We start from the raw sequence: 16,610 nt of genomic DNA on the forward strand, positions 1-16,610 counted from the left end.
GTCTACGACGAGCGGGCGCCATCCCGGCCCGCCCCGGCGGCGGATGCCGACAGCGCGCGCAGCCTGGCCATGTCCGGCCACATCACCACGAGCACCACGATGCCCGCTGCGAGGTACATCCAGATGTTGCCCAGCGCCGTGTTCGGCACGACCACGGATCCCCCAGGTCCGCGCTGAGAGATGGCCAGCAGCATCCCCAGCATCCCGATGCCGGCGGCGAGAGCCGCCCAGCGGTCGCCGGTGAGGGCGCGCAGCGCGACGAGCAGCGCCGCACAGGCCACGGTTCCGAGGATCAGCCCCACCGGGACCGGACCCAGCGTGTAACTGTGCGCGATGGTCGCCGCGACACCGTAGACCGCACCGACGAGGGCTGCGGCGAGCCAGGACAGACCACGGGACAGGGCGGAGCGCACGGGGCCAGCGTAGCGGCGGATGCTGTGAGCGCACCCCCGCTCAGGCGGCCCAGCCCACCAGCCGCAGTAGAGCGGCCACGGCGGCCGCCGCGGCGACGACGACCAGGAACGACTGCCGCATCCACAGCAGGCCCGCGGCGACCAGCACCGCAGGCACCCTGGCATCCACGAGGATCGCCTGCCCTGCGCCCAGTGACTGCACGGCGACCAGCGCCCCCAGCAGCGCCACGGTCAGCAGGTCGGAGATGCGCGCGGTGCGCGGCGCCTCGAGCAGCTTGGCGGGCACGAGGTATCCGATGAGCTTCTGCCCCACGCAGATGCACGCGGCCAGCAGCACGGCGCTCCAGATGGTCACTTCACAGCCTCCTCGCGGGCGGGAGCCGCATCGCGCCCGAGCCAGTTGAACCAGCCGACGACGATCGCGACCACGGCGGCCACCAGCACCGGCAGGCCGGGCATGAGCACCGGCGTGAGCACAGCCGCGACGACGGCCGCCGCCACACCGACTGCCACTGCCTGGCGCTCCTTGAGGCGAGGCCACAGCAGTGCCAGGAAGGCGGCGGCGGCCGCCGCATCCAGACCCCACGCCTTCGGGTCGCCCAGCACGTCTCCCAGCAGCGCCCCCGCCAGGGTGGTGAGATTCCAGCCGACGAACACGCCCAGGCCCGTGATCCAGAACCCCAGACGGCCGAGCCTCGGGTCGTCCTGGGAGATCGCGACGGCGGTGGACTCGTCGATGGTGATCTGCGCGGCGGCGGCGCGCTTGAGGAACCCACGGCCGATGATGCCCGACATCCGCATGCCGTACGCCACGTTGCGCACGCCGAGCAGCGCCGCGGATGCGACGGCGGAGGGCAGTGCAGCCAGCCCGCCGGCGCCGAGCACACCGATGAAGGCGAACTGCGAGCCGCCGGTGAACATCACGAGGCTCAGCACGCAGGTCTGCCAGACATCCAGGCCGGATGCCACGGCCAGCGCGCCGAAGGAGATGCCGTAGGCGCTGGTGGCGATGGCCACGCCCATCCCCTCGCGCCACACCTCGCGCGAGGGGTGCCGGACGGCATCCGTCTCTGTTCGCTCCACTGAACGCATGATCATCATTCTGAACATTCTGCGAGTGTCCGTCAAATCGAACGAGCGTTTGGCATACTGAACACATGGATCTGCGTGAACGCATCGCCCATTCCCTGCGCCGCGAGCGCGAGGCCGCCGGCATCTCGGTGTCGGAGCTGGCCCGGCGGGCGGGGGTCTCGAAGGCGACCGTGTCGCAGCTCGAGACAGGGGCCGCCAACCCCAGCGTGGAGACGCTGTGGGCGCTCGGCGATGCCCTCGGCATTCCTTTCTCGACCCTCGTGGACGAGCGCACGGCAGCTCCGCGGCTGATCCGCCTCGGCGATCATGCGGGCGTGCCCTCGGCGGCTTCCCCCTACCTGGCGACGCTCCTCTCGGCCGCGGCACCGGGAACGCGGCGCGACATCTACCTGATCCAGGCCGAGCTCGGCGAGCCCCGCCGTTCGCTCCCCCACCGCAACGGCACCACCGAGCACGTGGTACTCATCAGCGGCGAAGCGCTGATCGGCCCCGCAGACCAGCCCGAGCTGCTGCATCCGGGCGACTACCTGTCGTACCCGGGAGACGCCCCGCACCTGTTCGAGGCACGGGAGACCGGCACCAGCGCCGTGCTGATCAGCGAGCTGCGATGACGATCAGTACCAGTTCACGGCGCGGGAGTGCGACCACGCCGCGCAGGGCGAGCCGTACGCGCGCTTGATGTAGTCCAGACCCCAGGAGATCTGCGTGGCCGCGTTGGTGCGCCAGTCGGCGCCGGCACTGGCCATCTTGCTGCCGGGCAGCGCTTGGGGGATACCGGTGGCGCCGCTGCGGTTGTAGGCCTGATAGTTCCAGCTGGACTCCTTGTTCCAGAGGCTCGACAGGCAGGCGAACTGCCCCTCACCCCAGCCGTAGCGGTCGGCCGCGAGCCGGCGTGCGGTGGCCTTCGCGCCGTCCGGAGTGTTGGCAGCCGCCAGTGCAGCCGCGGCCTGGCGCTGCTGCTCAGCCGCCCGCTCCGCAGCGATGCGCTCAGCCTCCGCCTGCTTGGCCGCCTCTTCGGCGGCCTGGGCGTCCTTCGCCTCGCTGAGCTCGTTCTGCAGCGCCGCAGTGCCCTGCTGCACGCGCACGGTGCTGCGGATGACGTCTTCGGTGAGATCCGCCAGCTGCTCGGCACTGGCATCATCCGCTCCGGCGATGGCCTTCACGTCGCGGGTGAGGGTGGCGACGCTCACCTCCGTCAAGGTGGAGGGGGTCTGCAGACCGGACTGCTCGACGACGTGGTTCAGCGCCACGGCGTTGGTCAGCGCGATGCGGCCGTCCTGCTCCACGACGGCGGCCTTGTGCACGTCCTTGGCACTGGGGGCGGCCAGCGCGGGTGCGGCCATGACGCCGGTCGCGGCGATGCCTGCCAGCACCGCACCGACGGCGAGGCCGATGAGGGGGCGGCGCAGGGCCGAGTGGGCGGACGAAGCAGCGCTCACCCGACGGGACGCACGGGTGTTGAGGGTATCCAGCATGGGGTTCGACTTTCGGGTCGTCGTCGGCCCGGTCCCATCAGGGGCTCGCTCATCGGGAGCGTACTGCCCGGGCACGAGTTCCGAGCATTCCAGCCCCGCCTGGGCGGAACATGCCACGGACCTGGACATTCCGTGGCTGGTTCGTGGGAATCCGGATGCTCCGCTCCCAAGAACATGTGTTATGGGTTCGTTATCTTTCCCGCAGGCGACCTCCGGCATGAACGCCGAGACCCCTCCCGGGTCGTGGCCCGCCAGGGCCGCGATCCGGAAGGGGTCTCGAGAACAGGGCGTCAGGCGTTGGCGTTGGCGTCCTGGCGCTTCAGGCGCGACGCCTCACGGCCGCGGATGGTCTGGTCGAGCACGACCTTGCGGATGCGGACGGCATCCGGGGTCACCTCGACGCACTCGTCCTCGCGGGCGAACTCCAGCGACTCCTCCAGCGACAGGATGCGCGGCGGGGTCATCGACTCGAACGTGTCGGCCGTGGAGGAGCGCATGTTGGTGAGCTTCTTCTCCTTGGTGATGTTCACATCCATGTCATCGGCGCGGGAGTTCTCGCCCACGACCATGCCCTCGTAGACCTCCTCGGTCGGTCGCACGAAGAACGACATGCGCTCCTGCAGGGCGATCATGGCGAACGGGGTGGCGACGCCCGCGCGGTCGGCCACGATGGACCCGTTCTGGCGGGCCACGATGGAGCCGGCCCACTCGTCGTAGCCGTACGCGATGGCGTTGGCGATGCCGGTGCCGCGGGTGATGGAGAGGAACTCCGTGCGGAAGCCGATCAGCCCGCGCGCCGGCACGATGAACTCCATGCGGATCCACCCGGTGCCATGGTTGATCATGTTGTCCATGCGGCCGCGGCGGTTGGCCATCAACTGGGTGACGGCGCCGAGGTGCTCCTCGGGCACGTCGACGGTGAGGTGCTCGTAGGGCTCGTGCACCTTGCCGTCGATCTTGCGGGTGACGACCTGCGGCTTGCCGACGGTGAGCTCGAAGCCCTCGCGGCGCATGTTTTCGACGAGGATGGCCAGCTGCAGCTCGCCGCGACCCTGCACCTCCCACGCGTCGGGACGTCCGATCTCGTTCACGCGCAGCGACACGTTGCCGACCAGCTCGCGATCCAAGCGGTCCTTGACCATGCGGGCGGTGAGCTTGTGGCCCTTGACCTTGCCGACCAGCGGCGACGTGTTCGTGCCGATGGTCATCGAGATCGACGGCTCGTCGACGTGGATCTGCGGCAGCGGGCGCACGTCCTCGGGGTCGGCGATGGTCTCGCCGATCATGATGTCGGGGAAGCCCGCGATCACGGCGATGTCGCCGGGGCCCGCGGACTCGGCCGGGAAGCGCTCCAGCGCCTTGGTCATCAGCAGCTCGGTGATGCGCGCGTTCTGTGTGGTGCCGTCCTGACGCACCCAGGCCACGGTCTGGCCCTTCTTGAGCGTGCCGTTGAAGACGCGCAGCAGAGCCAGACGGCCCAGGAACGAGGAGGAGTCGAGGTTGGTGACCCACGCCTGCAGTGGGGCCTCGTCGTCGTAGGACGGCGCCGGCACGTGCTCGAGGATGGCCTCGAACAGCGGCTCGAGGTCGTCGTTGTCGGGCAGTTCGCCGTTGGCGGGGCGGTTGCGGGATGCTGCGCCGGCACGACCCGAGGCGTAGACCACGGGCACGTCCAGCAGCGCATCGACGTCGAGGTCGGGAACGTCGTCGACCAGGTCGGATGCCAGGCCCAGCAGCAGGTCCTGCGCCTCGGCCTCCACCTCGGCGATGCGGGCGTCGGCACGATCGGTCTTGTTCACCAGCAGGATGACGGGCAGCTTGGCCTCGAGCGCCTTCCGCAGCACGAAGCGGGTCTGCGGCAGCGGGCCCTCGGAGGCATCCACCAGCAGCACCACGCCGTCGACCATGGACAGGCCGCGCTCGACCTCGCCGCCGAAGTCGGCGTGACCGGGGGTGTCCACCACGTTGATGGTGATGGGCGTGTCGGTGTGGATGCCCTTGTAGGTGATCGCCGTGTTCTTGGCGAGGATCGTGATGCCCTTCTCGCGCTCCAGGTCGTTGGAGTCCATGGCGCGGTCCTCGACGTGCGCGTGCTCGCCGAAGGAGCCGGTCTGACGGAGCATGGCGTCGACGAGCGTGGTCTTGCCGTGGTCGACGTGTGCGACGATCGCGACGTTTCGAAGGTCAGAGCGGAGGGCGTGCGCCATTCAAGAAGTCCTAAGGAGTGGGAGATGTGGATTCGTCGCCCGCAACGGACACAGGGCTGACGTTCCAGAATAGCGCAGGCTGCCAGCGCGTTCCTGAAAGCAGGCCCTAGCATCGAGATCGTGATCGACAGGCAGGCTCAGGAACCAGGCACGGAGTACCGGCCCGCTGCCCCCGCGCGGCTGTGGTGGGAGATCGCCATCGTGCTGGCACTGGGGCTCGGCCAGTCCGCCATCTACTCGATCGTGCAGCTGGCCTACCGGTTCACCTCGAGCACTCCCCTGGCCGACCAGACTGCGACGCTGAACCCCTCGCAGAGCAGCAGGGAGGTCTTCGACCTCATCTACCAGCTGCTCTCGATCGGCTTCGCGGTCGTCCCCGTGCTGCTGGTGTGCTTCCTGCTGTGGCAGTCGCACCGCCCGCACCTGGCGCTGCTGGGCATGGGCGGAACGCGGTACGGCCGCGACATCGGCCGAGGTGTGCTGCTGGTGCTGGCCATCGGCATCCCCGGCCTCGGCCTGTACCTGCTGGGCCGCGCACTGGGTCTGTTCGTCGCGGTCGATCCCGGCGGCCTGAACGCGTACTGGTGGACGGTGCCGATCCTGGTCCTGTCGGCTGCGCGCGCGGCCGTGCAGGAGGAGTTCGTCGTGCTGGGCTACCTGTTCCGCCGACTGCGGCAGCTGGGCTGGGGCACCTGGCCGATCGTCCTGGCCACCAGCCTGCTGCGCGGCAGCTATCACCTGTACCAGGGGCCGGGTGCGTTCGTGGGGAACTTCGCGATGGGGATGCTGTTCGGCTGGCTGTTCGCTCGCGGAGGCCGGCTGCTGCCGTTCCTCGTGGCGCACTTCCTCATCGACGCCGCAGCGTTCGTCGGGTACCCATGGGCAGCGGCTCTGTGGCCGGCGCTGTTCGGGACGCCGAGCTGAGGCGGAGCTTCGACAGGCCCAGCGACCCATTCCGCCGGCGACCCCGTGAGGCCTCGACAGGCCCAGCGGCCCATTCCGCTGGGACCTGAGCTCGTCGAGGGGCCCGCGTCAGTGCGTGACGGCGACCGCGTTGACGGCCCACACCACCAGTGCGAGGCCGATGACGAGCGATATCCAGTCCCAGCCGCGCACGATCACGGCATCGCGGTCCGTCTGCGACTCGGAGCGCAGCCGGTGCAGGGCGGCGATGCCGTCCTCCTCGTCGGCGTTCTCGCGCTCCTTCTCACCGCCGGGGCCGAGGCGCCGGGGGCGCGACCGCGCCGGTCCGCCGAAGCTGCTGAGCACCTCCCCGCCGTAGAGGGCGAACTCGAGCTGCCAGCGCATCGAGATCCTGTCCACCCTGCCCCACGGCACCCACGTGCGCCGGAGCAGGTTCTGCACGCGCACACCCGTGGCGTCGGCGCGCACGTCCGAGGCGACGCCCACCACGTACACGCCCCACACCACCAGCAGGGGCCACGGCGCGAGCAGGGCGGCATTCGCCGGGCCCGACCGCACCACAGCATCGCCGAGGAGCACGACAGCCATCACCGCGCACAGCCCGAACAGCACGACCGCCCCGGTCGCGCGGAACGCCCGGGGCGGTCGTGCGGTGACCATCAGCTCACGCCGCCCAGCGGCAGGTCGGCGCCGGGGATGGCATCCAGCAGTCGCCGGGTGTACTCCTCGGCGGGGTTGCTGAAGATGTCGTCGACCGTGCCCTGCTCGACGATGCGACCCTTCTCCATGACGCAGACGAAGTCGGCCGCGACGCGCACGACCGCGAGGTCGTGCGTGATGAACAGGTACGTCAGTCCGAGTTCGTGCTGCAGGTCGGAGAGCAGGTGCAGGATCTGATCCTGCACGAGCACGTCGAGAGCGGAGACGGCCTCGTCCAGCACGATGATGTCAGGACGGAGGGCGAGTGCCCTGGCGATCGCGACGCGCTGCCGCTGACCGCCGGAGAGCTCGTTCGGGTAGCGCCAGGCCAGCTCACGCGGCAGGGCGACCTTCTCCAGCAGCTCCAGCGCGCGCTGGTGCTGCTCCTGCTTCGTGCCCACGTGGTGCACCTCGAGGGGCTCGGTGATGAGGCTGCCGATGCTGCGCAGCGGGTCCAGCGAGCCGTAGGGGTTCTGGAACACCGGCTGCATGCGTCGGCGCAGCTTGAAGATGTCGGCGCGCGACATCCCCACGGCCGACTGCCCGTCGATGAACACATCGCCCGAGGTGGGTTTCTCCAACTGCAGCAGCATCTTCGCCACCGTGGATTTGCCCGAGCCGGACTCGCCCACCAGTGCCAGCGTCGTGCCGCGCTGGATCGTGAACGACACGTCGTCGACCGCCCGGAACTGCTCCGAGCGCAGCCCGCCCGTGCGGATCGAGTAATCCTTGACGAGGTTCTTCACCTCGACCACCGCAGGGATGCTCGGGTCGACGGGCGCCGACTCGTGCACGTCCGCGCCGATGCGCTTGGACGCCAGGCTGGGAGCCGCGGCGACCAGCCGCTGGGTGTACGGGTGCTGCGGGTTGGTCAGGATCGTGACGCTGGGCCCGGCCTCGACGATCTCGCCCTGATTCATCACCAGGATGCGGTCCGCGCGCTCTGCGGCCAGACCGAGGTCGTGCGTGATCAGCAGCACCGAGGTGCCTCGTTCGGCGGTCAGCGAAGCCAGGTGATCGAGGATCACCCGCTGCACGGTCACGTCCAGGGCACTGGTGGGCTCGTCTGCGATCAGCAGCTTCGGGTCGGCCGCCAGGCCGATCCCGATCAGCGCGCGCTGCTTCATCCCCCCGGAGAACTGGTGGGGGAACTGGTGCATGCGGCGCGCGGCGTCGCTCAGGCCTGCCTGCACGAGCACCTCGACGGCACGGTCGTGCACCTGCTTGCGGCCCTGCGCCAGCCCGTTGGCGCGGACGGCCTCCTTCACCTGGAAGCCGATCGACCACACCGGGTTGAGGTTCGACATCGGGTCCTGCGGCACGTAGCCGATGTCCCGTCCTCGGATGTGCTCCATCTGCGAGCGGCCGGCCTTGGTCAGGTCGGTGCCGTCGAGGTGGATGCTGCCCTCGGTCACCGTGCCGGTGCCGGGAAGCAGGTCGATGATGGCTGCAGCCGTCGTCGACTTGCCCGAACCGGACTCGCCCACGATGGCCAGCGTCTCACCGGCGAAGATGTCGAAGCTGACGCCGTGCAGCACCTCGCGCGACGTCTTGCCGCTGCGGAAGGCGACCTTCAGGTCGCGGACGGTCAGAAGCGGTGCGCTCATCGCTGGGCCCTCGCCTTCGGGTCGACGGCGTCGCGCAGCAGCTCGCCGAGAGTGATGAATGCCAGCACGGTCAGCGTCAGCGCCAGTGACGGCCAGAACAGGGCCATCGGAGCGGTGCGGATGCTGGTCTGCGCCTGGCTGATGTCCAGGCCCCACGACATGACGCCGGAGAGGCCGACACCGAGGAAGGCGAGCACCGACTCGGCCACGATGGCCCCGGCCAGGCTCAGCGTCGCCACGACGATGACCGGGGCCATCGAGTTGGGCAGCACGTGTACCACCAGAGTCTGGAACCGCGAGAGGCCCACGGCTTCGGCTCCCATCACGTAGTCCTCCTGCTTGACGCGCAGGATCTCGGCCCGCATGATGCGCGCCGTGCCCGCCCACGCGAAGCCGCCGATGGCGAAAGCCAGCACGAACACGTTGCGGTCGGGCAGTACCGACATCACCACCACCGCGGCGATGATGTAGGGGATCGTGAAGAAGATGTCGCCGACGCGTGACAGCAGCGAGTCCAGCCAACCGCCGTAGAAGCCGGCGAAGGCTCCCATCACGACGCCGATGACCGTGCCGATGACCGTCGCCAGCACGCCGACGATGAGCGAGGTGCGGGTGCCCCAGACCACGCGGGCGTATACGTCGCAGCCCTGCCTGGTGAAGCCCATGATGTGGCCGGCCTTGGGCCCGCCGTTGCTGTTGGCGAGCGTGCAGCCGTCGGTGGGCGAGACGCTGGTGAACAGGGTCGGGGCGAATGCGGCGACGATCACGAGGAGGACGAACGCCGTCGACACCCAGAACACGGGCCGCCGCCGCAGGTCGCGCCAGGCGTCCAGCCACAGGTTGCTGGGCTTGTCATCGATGCGGACGACATCGACTCGCACCGAGGTCGTCTCCACCGGAGCGACGTAGTGCTCGCTGTTCGAGTCAATTGGAGACATAGCGGATCCTCGGATCGAGCAGGCCGTAGAGCAGGTCCACGACGATGTTGATGAACACGTAGACGACGACGAACACGGTGACGAACGACACCACCGTGGGGTTCTCGCCGCGGATGATCGCCTGGTACAGCGTGTTGCCGACGCCCGGCACATTGAAGATGCCCTCTGTGACGGTCGCACCGACCATGAGGACGCCGAACACGGTGCCCAGGTCGGTGACCATCGGGATCAGCGAGTTGCGCAGCACGTGCACCGGGATCACCCGGCGGCGGGGCAGGCCCTTGCTGTACGCGGTGCGCACCCAGTCCTGATTGAGGGTGTCGATGGTCGACGAGCGCGTGAGCCGCATGCTGGTGGCGTATACGCTGAACCCCAGCACGATGGCCGGGAGCCAGAGATCGCCCCAGTCGTTGTCGGCGCCCACCGTGGGTCTGAACCACCCCAATTGGATGGCCAGGAAGTACTGGGCGAGGAACGCGAGGACGAAGATCGGCAGGGCGACGAAGATCAGCGCGAGCACGAGCATCGAGTTGTCGAAGACGCCGTCCTTGCCCAGTGCCGAGAACAGGCCGATGATGATCGCCAGGACGAAGGCGATGGCGACCGACATGACGGCCAGTCGCAGGGTGACGGGGAACGTCCTGGACAACACCTCGATGACGGGCTGGCCGGAGAAGCTCGTGCCGAAGTCGAGCCGGAAGATGCCCGTGATGTAGAAGAAGTACTGCACGATGAACGGCTGGTCGAGGTGGTACTGCGCACGCAGCTGGTCGATCAGAGCCGGGCTCGGCTGGTGGTCGCCGAAGAGCGCGGCGATGGAGTCGCCGGGCATCGCGAAGACCATGAAATAGATCAGCAGGGTCGCGCCGAAGAACACGGGGACGGCCTGCAGGATCCGTCGGAGGATGTAGAACGCCACCCTCGACCTCCTTTTTCGTTTCGGAAGCAGAGTAAACGGGGCGGTGGTGGAGTCACCACCGCCCCGTTCGACTCAGCGGATCACTTGGACTTCGTGATCTCGGAGTAGATCGGCACGGAGTTCCAGCCGAACTTCACGTTGCTGACCTTCTTGCCGAAGCCACCGACGACGTTCGAGTACCACAGCGGCGTGGCGGGCAGGTCCTTCAGCAGAACCTCCTGAGCCTTCTGGTAGTCGGCGTTGGCTTCCTTCGGGTCGGTCGCCGAGATGCCCTCGGAGAGCAGCTTGTCGAACTCGGGGCTCGAGTAGTCACCGTCGTTGGAACCGGCGTTGGTCGCGTACAGCGGTCCGAGGAAGTTGTACAGACCCGGGTAGTCAGCCTGCCATCCGGTGCGGAAGGCGGTCTCGATGGTGCGGTCGGTGACCTTGGAGCGCAGCTCCTTGAACGTCGGGTACGGAGCGCCGGAGGCGTCGATGCCGAGGACGTTCTTGATCGAGTTCACGGTCGCGTCGACCCAGGCCTGGTGGCCGCCGTCAGCGTTGTAAGCGATCTGGAACTTGCCGTCCCACGGGCTGATCTTGTCAGCCTCTGCCCACAGCTCCTTGGCCTTCTTCTCGTTGAACTTCAGGACGTCGGCGCCCTTGAGCGAGTCGGACCATCCGTCGATGACCGGCGAGGTGAAGTCGCTGGCCGGGGTGCGGGTGCCCTCGAAGATCACCTTGGTGATCTCGTCGCGGTTGATGGCCATCGACAGCGCCTGACGACGCAGCTGGCCCTCTTCACCGCTGAAGTGCTTCAGACGCTCCGGGATGGTGAAGGACTGGAAGATGGCGGCGGGCTGGTTCACGGCGCGCTTGCCCAGGTCCGACTCGAACGTCGCGAATGCGGAGTCCGGGATGGCGTCCAGCACGTCGAGCTGGTCGCCGGTCAGGTCGGCGTAGGCCGCATCCTGCGAGGCGTAGAACTTGATGTTCAGGCCGCCGTTCTTCGCCTTAGCCGGGCCGTCGTAGTCGGGGTTCTTGACCAGGTTGATGCCCACGTTGTGCTGCCACGCGTCGGCGCCGGCGAGCTTGTACGGGCCGTTGCCGATCGGGTGCTCACCGAACGCCTTCATGTCCTTGAAGGCGGAGTCGGGCAGCGGGAAGTAGGCCGAGTAGCCCAGGCGCTGTGCGAAGTCGGAGGCCGGCTTGTTCAGCGCGATCGTGAAGGTGTAGTCGTCAACCTTCTTCAGGCCCGACAGATCGCCTTCTGAGCCATACACCTCATCGGTGCTGACGAAGCCCTCGATGTCCTCGAAGAAGTAGCTGGAGAGCTGCTTGTTGGCGGCCAGGGCGCCGTAGTTCCACGCCTTGATGAAGTTGTCGGCCTTGACCTCGGTGCCGTCGGTGAACTTCACGCCCTTGCGGAGCTTGACCGTGAGGTGCTGCGGGTCGTCGACCTTGATGCTCTCGGCGACGTCGTTGTAGACCGAGCCGTCGGCCGCGTAGCCGATGAGGCCCGCGAACATGGCATCGAGGATCTTGCCGCCGCCGGTCTCGTTGGTGTTGGTGGGGATCAGCGGGTTCTGCGGCTCGGAGCCGTTGGCCGAGATGATCGCCGTGGGGTCGATGTTCGCGTTGGAACCGGTGTCGCTCGACGGCTTCGGGTTGGAGCCCGACGAGCATCCGGCGAGGGCTGTGATGCCCGCCACCAGAAGTGCCGCACCGGCGAGTGCGATCTTGTTGCGCTTCACTTGTGTCCTCCTATGGACTTCAGAGCGACGTACCGACCTCGTCTGCGAGGACGGCGCATGGCTTCGATCCTAAGCGCCGGATGTCCCCGGCGCAGAATCAGGGGTCGAACTGTTATGACGTCTTAACCGAACCGCCCGCCACCCGGAATCAGAGGCGGAGCGATTCGGCTGGGAGCGTTCTCAGGCGAACGCCTCGATCGGCGGGCAGGCGCACACCAGGTGGCGGTCGCCGTAGGCCTGATCGATGCGGCGCACCGGCGGCCAGTACTTCGTCGCCACCAGGGTTCGCACGGGGTACGCGGCCTCCTCGCGGGTGTACGCGTGCGTCCACTCCCCCGCGATCAGCGAGGCCGCGGTGTGCGGTGCGTTCACCAGCGGATTGTCGTCATGCGGCCAGCGGCCGGCTGCCACGGCATCCGCTTCCGCCTTGATCATGATCATGGCCTCGATGAACCGGTCCAGCTCGCCCAGGTCCTCCGACTCGGTCGGCTCGACCATGAGCGTGCCCGGAACGGGGAACGACATGGTGGGCGCGTGGAAGCCGAAGTCGATCAGCCGCTTGGCGACGTCGTCGACGGTGATGCCGGTGGCCTCCTTCAGCGGGCGCAGGTCCAGGATGCACTCATGCGCGACGCGACCCTGCTCACCGGTGTACAGCACCGGGAAGTGGTCGGTCAGGCGCGCGGCGATGTAGTTGGCCGAGAGCACGGCGGCAGCCGTCGCGTCCCTCAGCCCGTCGGCGCCCATCATGCGCACGTACGCCCACGAGATGGGCAGCACGCCCGCCGAGCCGTAGGGAGCTCCGGAGACCGGACCGCCGGAGAACACGTAGCCGCCGGCGTGCACGTCCTTCTGCGCCTGCGGGTGGCCGGGCAGGTGCGGCGCGAGGTGCGCCTTGGCCGCCACCGGGCCGATGCCCGGTCCGCCGCCCCCGTGCGGGATGGCGAAGGTCTTGTGCAGGTTGAGGTGCGACACGTCGCCCCCCAGGTCGCCGAAGCGGGCATAGCCGAGCAGCGCGTTGAGGTTGGCACCGTCGACGTACACCTGACCGCCGGCCGCGTGCACGGCGGAGGTGATCTCGACCACCTGCTCCTCGTACACGCCGTGCGTGGACGGGTAGGTGATCATGAGCGCGGCGAGGTTCTCGGCGTTCTGCTCGATCTTGGCGCGCAGGTCGCCCAGGTCGACGTTGCCGAGCTCGTCGGTGGCCACCACGACGACCTTCATGCCGGCGAGCACGGCGGATGCCGCGTTCGTGCCGTGCGCGGAGGACGGGATCAGGCACACGGTGCGGTGCTCGTCGCCATTCGCGTGGTGGTAGCCGCGGATGGCCAGCAGACCCGCCAGCTCGCCCTGCGAGCCGGCGTTGGGCTGCAGCGACACCGCGTCGTAGCCGGTGACCTCGGCCAGCCACGCCTCGAGCTGGTCGATCATGGCGAGGGACCCCGCCACGTCGTCCACGGGAGCGAACGGGTGCAGCTGGGCGAACTCGGGCCAGGTGATGGCTGCCATCTCGGTGGCTGCGTTGAGCTTCATGGTGCACGAGCCCAGCGGGATCATGCCGCGGTCCAGCGCGTAGTCACGATCGGCCAGCTGCTTGAGGTAACGCATCATGGCGGTCTCGGAGTGGTGCGTGTGGAACACCGGGTGCGTGAGGTACTCGTCCTCGCGCAGCAGGGCCTCGGGCAGCGCGCCGGTGGAGCCGGCGCCGAACAGGCCGAAGACGCGCTCCTCCTTGCCGCCGAACAGCACCGCCACGCGGTGCAGGTCGGTGATGGCGGTGGTCTCGTCCACGGCGATGCCGACGGTGGTGTCGTCGACCAGGCGCAGCAGGATGCCGGCCTCGTGCGCCGCATCGACCAGCGCGGCCGCGTCGGCGACCCGCACGTTGAGCGTGTCGAAGAACGCATCGTGGACCATCTCGGCGCCGGCCTCCACCAGCCAGTCGCGCAGCAGCGCGGCCTTGGCCGCGACCTCGGCGGCGATGGCGCGCAGCCCGTCCGGCCCGTGGTAGACCGCGTACATCGAGGCCATCACGGCCAGCAGCACCTGCGCGGTGCAGATGTTCGAGGTGGCCTTCTCACGGCGGATGTGCTGCTCGCGGGTCTGCAGCGCCAGCCGGTAGGCGGGGTAGCCCACCGCATCCTGCGAGACGCCGACCAGGCGGCCCGGCAGCTGACGCTCGAGGCCTGCGCGAACGGCCATGTAGCCGGCGTGCGGTCCGCCGAAGCCCATCGGCACGCCGAAGCGCTGCGAGGTGCCCACGGCGACGTCGGCGCCCATCGAGCCCGGCGAGCGCAGCAGGGTCAGGCCCAGCAGGTCGGCCGCGACCACGGCGATGCCGCCGGCGAGGTGCGCGGCGTCGATCACGGCGGTCGGATCCCACACGCGCCCCGAGGCTCCCGGGTACTGCACGAACACGCCGAACAGCTCGGCGGGCAGGTCCTCGCCGCCGGCCAGATCGCGCTCGACGAGCTCGACGCCCACGGCATCCGCCCGCGTGCGCAGCAGCGCCTTGGTCTGCGGGAGCGCGTCGGCGTCGACGACGAACACCGCGGTCTTCGCCTTCGAGGCGCGGCGCGCCAGCAGCATGCCCTCGGCGACCGCGGTCGACTCGTCGAGCATCGACGCGTTGGCCGTCGTCAGCCCGGTGAGGTCGGTGACCATGGTCTGGAAGTTGATCAGCGCCTCCAGGCGCCCCTGCGAGATCTCCGGCTGGTAGGGCGTGTAGGCCGTGTACCAGGACGGGTTCTCCAGCACATTGCGCTGGATCACGCTGGGGGTGAAGGTGCCGTAGTAGCCCAGGCCGATCATCGGCCGGTTGACGGTGTTGCGGTCGGCCAGCGCGCGCAGCTCGGCGAGCGCCTCGGCCTCGCTGGCCGCGGCGGGGATGGCGGAGGACTGGGTCCCTGAGCCTGTCGAAGGGTCGGTGAAGATGGATGCCGGTACGGCCTGACGCATCAGCGTCTCGACCGGACTCCACTCCTCGAGCTCGGACGAGACCCCGAGCGCGTCGAGCATCTGCCGCTGCGCGCCGGCGGTGGTCCCGATGTGACGATCGGCGAAGGAGGCCACTCTCAGCCCTCCGTGATCGCGGTGTAGCCGTCGCGGTCCAGCAGGCCGTCCAGTGCGCCGTCGGCGACCTCGATCTTCACCAGCCAGGCCTCCTCGAACGGCGACGAGTTCAGCAGCGCCGGGTCGTCGACCACGGCCTCGTTGATCTCGGTGACGGTGCCGGCGACCGGGGCGTAGAGCTCGGAGACCGACTTGGTGGACTCGGCCTCGCCGAAGACGTCGCCGCGACTGAGCGCGGTGCCGACGGCGGGCAGCTCGACGAACACGATGTCGCCGAGGGCGTCAGCGGCGTAGTCGGTGATGCCGATGGTGGCGGTCGAGCCGTCGAGTGCAACCCACTCGTGCTCTTCGCTGTACTTCAGTGCGGTCAGATCGGTCATTTCTTCCTCCGGTAGAAAGGCAGGGCGGTCACGGTCGCGGAGATCCTGGTCCCGCGCACGTCGAGGAACAGCGGGGTCTCCCCCGTGGAGAAGGCGGGGTCGACGTAGGCCATCGCGATGGGGTGGCCGAGCGTCGGACTCAGGGCGCCGCTGGTGATCTCGCCGACGGCGCTGCCGTCCTCGGTCACCACGTCGTAACCGGCGCGGCCGGCGCGGCGCCCCTCGGCCGTGAGGCCGACGAGCACGCGTGACCCCTCGGCGGGCGTTGTCGCGCCCTTGCCGACGAAGCGCTCCTTTTCGGTCACGACCACGCGGCCCAGTCCTGCCTGCGCGGGCTTGGTGTCCAGCGAGAGCTCGTGGCCGTACAGCGGCATCCCGGCTTCCAGACGCAGCGTGTCGCGCGCGGCGAGGCCGCACGGCACGAGGCCCTGCTCCGCGCCGGCGTCGAGCACGGCATCCCACAGCGCCTCGGCGTCGGCGGCCGCGACCAGCAGCTCGAAGCCGTCCTCGCCGGTGTAGCCCGTGCGGGCCAGCAGCAGCGGCCTGCCGTTGAAGGCGGCGTTCGCCCAGGCGTAGTACTTCTGCTCGGCCCACGGCACGCTGACGTCCGCGATGCCGGCGACGCCGGTGAGGATGCTCTCCGCCGCGGGGCCCTGGACGGCGATCAGCGCGTAGTCGTCGGAGACGTCCACGACGGTCACGTCGATGCCTGCGGTGCGGGCGCTGAGCGCTTCGCGCACGGCGTCGCGGTTGCCGGCGTTGGAGATGATGAGGAAGTCGTCGTCGGCCAGGCGGTAGACGATCACGTCGTCGACGATCCCGCCGTGCTCGGTGAGCAGCAGCGAGTACTTGGCCTTGCCGATGCTCATGGCTGAGAGCCGCCCGGCCAGCGCATAGTCGAGGAAGTCCGCCGCCTCGGGGCCGCGCACGGTGAACTCGGCCATGTGCGAGATGTCGAAGATGCCCGCGGCCTCGCGCACGGCACGGTGCTCGGCGAGATCGGAGGTGTAGCGCACCGGCATCTGCCAGCCGCCGAAATCGGTGAAGGATGCCCCGAGCGCCTCATGGCGCGCGCGGAGCGGCGTGTAGCGCGGCTCTGCCGCGGAATCGGATAGGGGCGTGTCGGTCACGGAGTTCTCCCGGTCGGG

15 protein-coding genes are annotated in these 16,610 nt (G+C 69.0%); 2 read left to right on the forward strand and 13 right to left on the reverse strand.

Annotated features, from left to right (window positions below):
• Nucleotides 1–2: 2 nt before the first annotated feature.
• From WA967_RS02220 to WA967_RS02230, 3 genes are read right to left on the reverse strand one after another with little or no spacing between them, the layout of a single operon-like run.
• Nucleotides 3–413 (reverse strand): histidinol dehydrogenase, encoded by a 411-nt coding sequence (locus WA967_RS02220; RefSeq protein WP_424419265.1) that lies wholly within the window; start codon nt 411–413, stop codon nt 3–5.
• 40 nt (nt 414–453) lie between these two features.
• Nucleotides 454–768 carry an AzlD domain-containing protein gene (locus WA967_RS02225; protein WP_298867854.1) on the reverse strand — a complete coding sequence of 105 codons (315 nt, stop codon included), beginning with the start codon at nt 766–768 and terminating at the stop codon, nt 454–456.
• On the reverse strand, nt 765–1,505 hold the full coding sequence (locus WA967_RS02230) for an AzlC family ABC transporter permease (RefSeq protein ID WP_424419266.1): 741 nt from the start codon (nt 1,503–1,505) through the stop codon (nt 765–767). The genes WA967_RS02225 and WA967_RS02230 overlap by 4 nt, the downstream gene beginning before the upstream one ends.
• A 65-nt stretch (nt 1,506–1,570) precedes the next feature.
• Between WA967_RS02230 and WA967_RS02235 the strand changes: the two genes are divergently transcribed.
• Nucleotides 1,571–2,116: a helix-turn-helix domain-containing protein gene (locus WA967_RS02235; protein ID WP_424419267.1), complete on the forward strand. Its 546-nt coding sequence runs from the start codon at nt 1,571–1,573 to the stop codon at nt 2,114–2,116.
• 3 nt (nt 2,117–2,119) lie between these two features.
• Here WA967_RS02235 and WA967_RS02240 read toward each other — a convergent pair whose 3' ends face one another.
• Both WA967_RS02240 and typA read right to left on the reverse strand, forming a co-directional pair.
• The gene (locus WA967_RS02240; protein ID WP_424419268.1) at nt 2,120–2,980 is read right to left on the reverse strand and encodes a phospholipase; all 861 of its coding nucleotides are present in this window, start codon (nt 2,978–2,980) and stop codon (nt 2,120–2,122) included.
• Nucleotides 2,981–3,270: 290 nt separating this feature from the next.
• Entirely contained in the window at nt 3,271–5,187 is a 1,917-nt protein-coding gene (typA, locus tag WA967_RS02245; protein ID WP_424419269.1) for a translational GTPase TypA, read from the reverse strand.
• A gap of 120 nt (nt 5,188–5,307) precedes the next feature.
• Here typA and WA967_RS02250 point away from each other — a divergent pair, with 120 nt between their 5' ends.
• Nucleotides 5,308–6,111, forward strand: coding sequence for a CPBP family intramembrane glutamic endopeptidase (locus WA967_RS02250; RefSeq protein WP_424419270.1), 804 nt, complete (start codon nt 5,308–5,310; stop codon nt 6,109–6,111).
• Between the two features lie 108 nt (nt 6,112–6,219).
• Here WA967_RS02250 and WA967_RS02255 read toward each other — a convergent pair whose 3' ends face one another.
• The 8 genes from WA967_RS02255 to gcvT form a co-directional block, all read right to left on the reverse strand.
• Nucleotides 6,220–6,771: a PH domain-containing protein gene (locus WA967_RS02255; protein WP_424419271.1), complete on the reverse strand. Its 552-nt coding sequence runs from the start codon at nt 6,769–6,771 to the stop codon at nt 6,220–6,222.
• Nucleotides 6,771–8,417 (reverse strand): ABC transporter ATP-binding protein, encoded by a 1,647-nt coding sequence (locus WA967_RS02260; protein WP_424419272.1) that lies wholly within the window; start codon nt 8,415–8,417, stop codon nt 6,771–6,773. Before WA967_RS02260 ends, WA967_RS02255 begins: the two co-directional genes overlap by 1 nt.
• Nucleotides 8,414–9,355: an ABC transporter permease gene (locus tag WA967_RS02265; RefSeq protein ID WP_424419273.1), complete on the reverse strand. Its 942-nt coding sequence runs from the start codon at nt 9,353–9,355 to the stop codon at nt 8,414–8,416. Before WA967_RS02265 ends, WA967_RS02260 begins: the two co-directional genes overlap by 4 nt.
• The gene (locus WA967_RS02270; protein WP_424419274.1) at nt 9,342–10,274 is read right to left on the reverse strand and encodes an ABC transporter permease; all 933 of its coding nucleotides are present in this window, start codon (nt 10,272–10,274) and stop codon (nt 9,342–9,344) included. Before WA967_RS02270 ends, WA967_RS02265 begins: the two co-directional genes overlap by 14 nt.
• An 80-nt stretch (nt 10,275–10,354) precedes the next feature.
• Nucleotides 10,355–12,007: a peptide ABC transporter substrate-binding protein gene (locus WA967_RS02275; protein WP_424419275.1), complete on the reverse strand. Its 1,653-nt coding sequence runs from the start codon at nt 12,005–12,007 to the stop codon at nt 10,355–10,357.
• 180 nt (nt 12,008–12,187) lie between these two features.
• Nucleotides 12,188–15,028 carry an aminomethyl-transferring glycine dehydrogenase gene (gene gcvP, locus WA967_RS02280; RefSeq protein WP_424419331.1) on the reverse strand — a complete coding sequence of 947 codons (2,841 nt, stop codon included), beginning with the start codon at nt 15,026–15,028 and terminating at the stop codon, nt 12,188–12,190.
• Between the two features lie 56 nt (nt 15,029–15,084).
• On the reverse strand, nt 15,085–15,462 hold the full coding sequence (gene gcvH / locus WA967_RS02285) for a glycine cleavage system protein GcvH (protein ID WP_424419276.1): 378 nt from the start codon (nt 15,460–15,462) through the stop codon (nt 15,085–15,087).
• On the reverse strand, nt 15,459–16,592 hold the full coding sequence (gene gcvT, locus WA967_RS02290; protein WP_424419277.1) for a glycine cleavage system aminomethyltransferase GcvT: 1,134 nt from the start codon (nt 16,590–16,592) through the stop codon (nt 15,459–15,461). Before gcvT ends, gcvH begins: the two co-directional genes overlap by 4 nt.
• Between the last annotated feature and the right edge of the window lie 18 nt (nt 16,593–16,610).

It is taken from the genome of Microbacterium sp., assembly GCF_049650565.1.
GTDB lineage: Bacteria > Actinomycetota > Actinomycetes > Actinomycetales > Microbacteriaceae > Microbacterium.

What these genes read in the sequence shown, in the direction of transcription:
- WA967_RS02230 (WP_424419266.1), bottom strand. Translation starts at nt 1,505, where the DNA reads ATGCGTTCAGTGGAGCGAACAGAGACGGATGCCGTCCGGCACCCCTCG.
- WA967_RS02235 (WP_424419267.1), top strand. Translation starts at nt 1,571, where the DNA reads ATGGATCTGCGTGAACGCATCGCCCATTCCCTGCGCCGCGAGCGCGAG.
- WA967_RS02240 (WP_424419268.1), bottom strand. Translation starts at nt 2,980, where the DNA reads ATGCTGGATACCCTCAACACCCGTGCGTCCCGTCGGGTGAGCGCTGCT.
- typA (WP_424419269.1), bottom strand. Translation starts at nt 5,187, where the DNA reads ATGGCGCACGCCCTCCGCTCTGACCTTCGAAACGTCGCGATCGTCGCA.
- WA967_RS02255 (WP_424419271.1), bottom strand. Translation starts at nt 6,771, where the DNA reads ATGGTCACCGCACGACCGCCCCGGGCGTTCCGCGCGACCGGGGCGGTC.
- WA967_RS02260 (WP_424419272.1), bottom strand. Translation starts at nt 8,417, where the DNA reads ATGAGCGCACCGCTTCTGACCGTCCGCGACCTGAAGGTCGCCTTCCGC.
- WA967_RS02265 (WP_424419273.1), bottom strand. Translation starts at nt 9,355, where the DNA reads ATGTCTCCAATTGACTCGAACAGCGAGCACTACGTCGCTCCGGTGGAG.
- gcvP (WP_424419331.1), bottom strand. Translation starts at nt 15,028, where the DNA reads ATGCTCGACGCGCTCGGGGTCTCGTCCGAGCTCGAGGAGTGGAGTCCG.
- gcvH (WP_424419276.1), bottom strand. Translation starts at nt 15,462, where the DNA reads ATGACCGATCTGACCGCACTGAAGTACAGCGAAGAGCACGAGTGGGTT.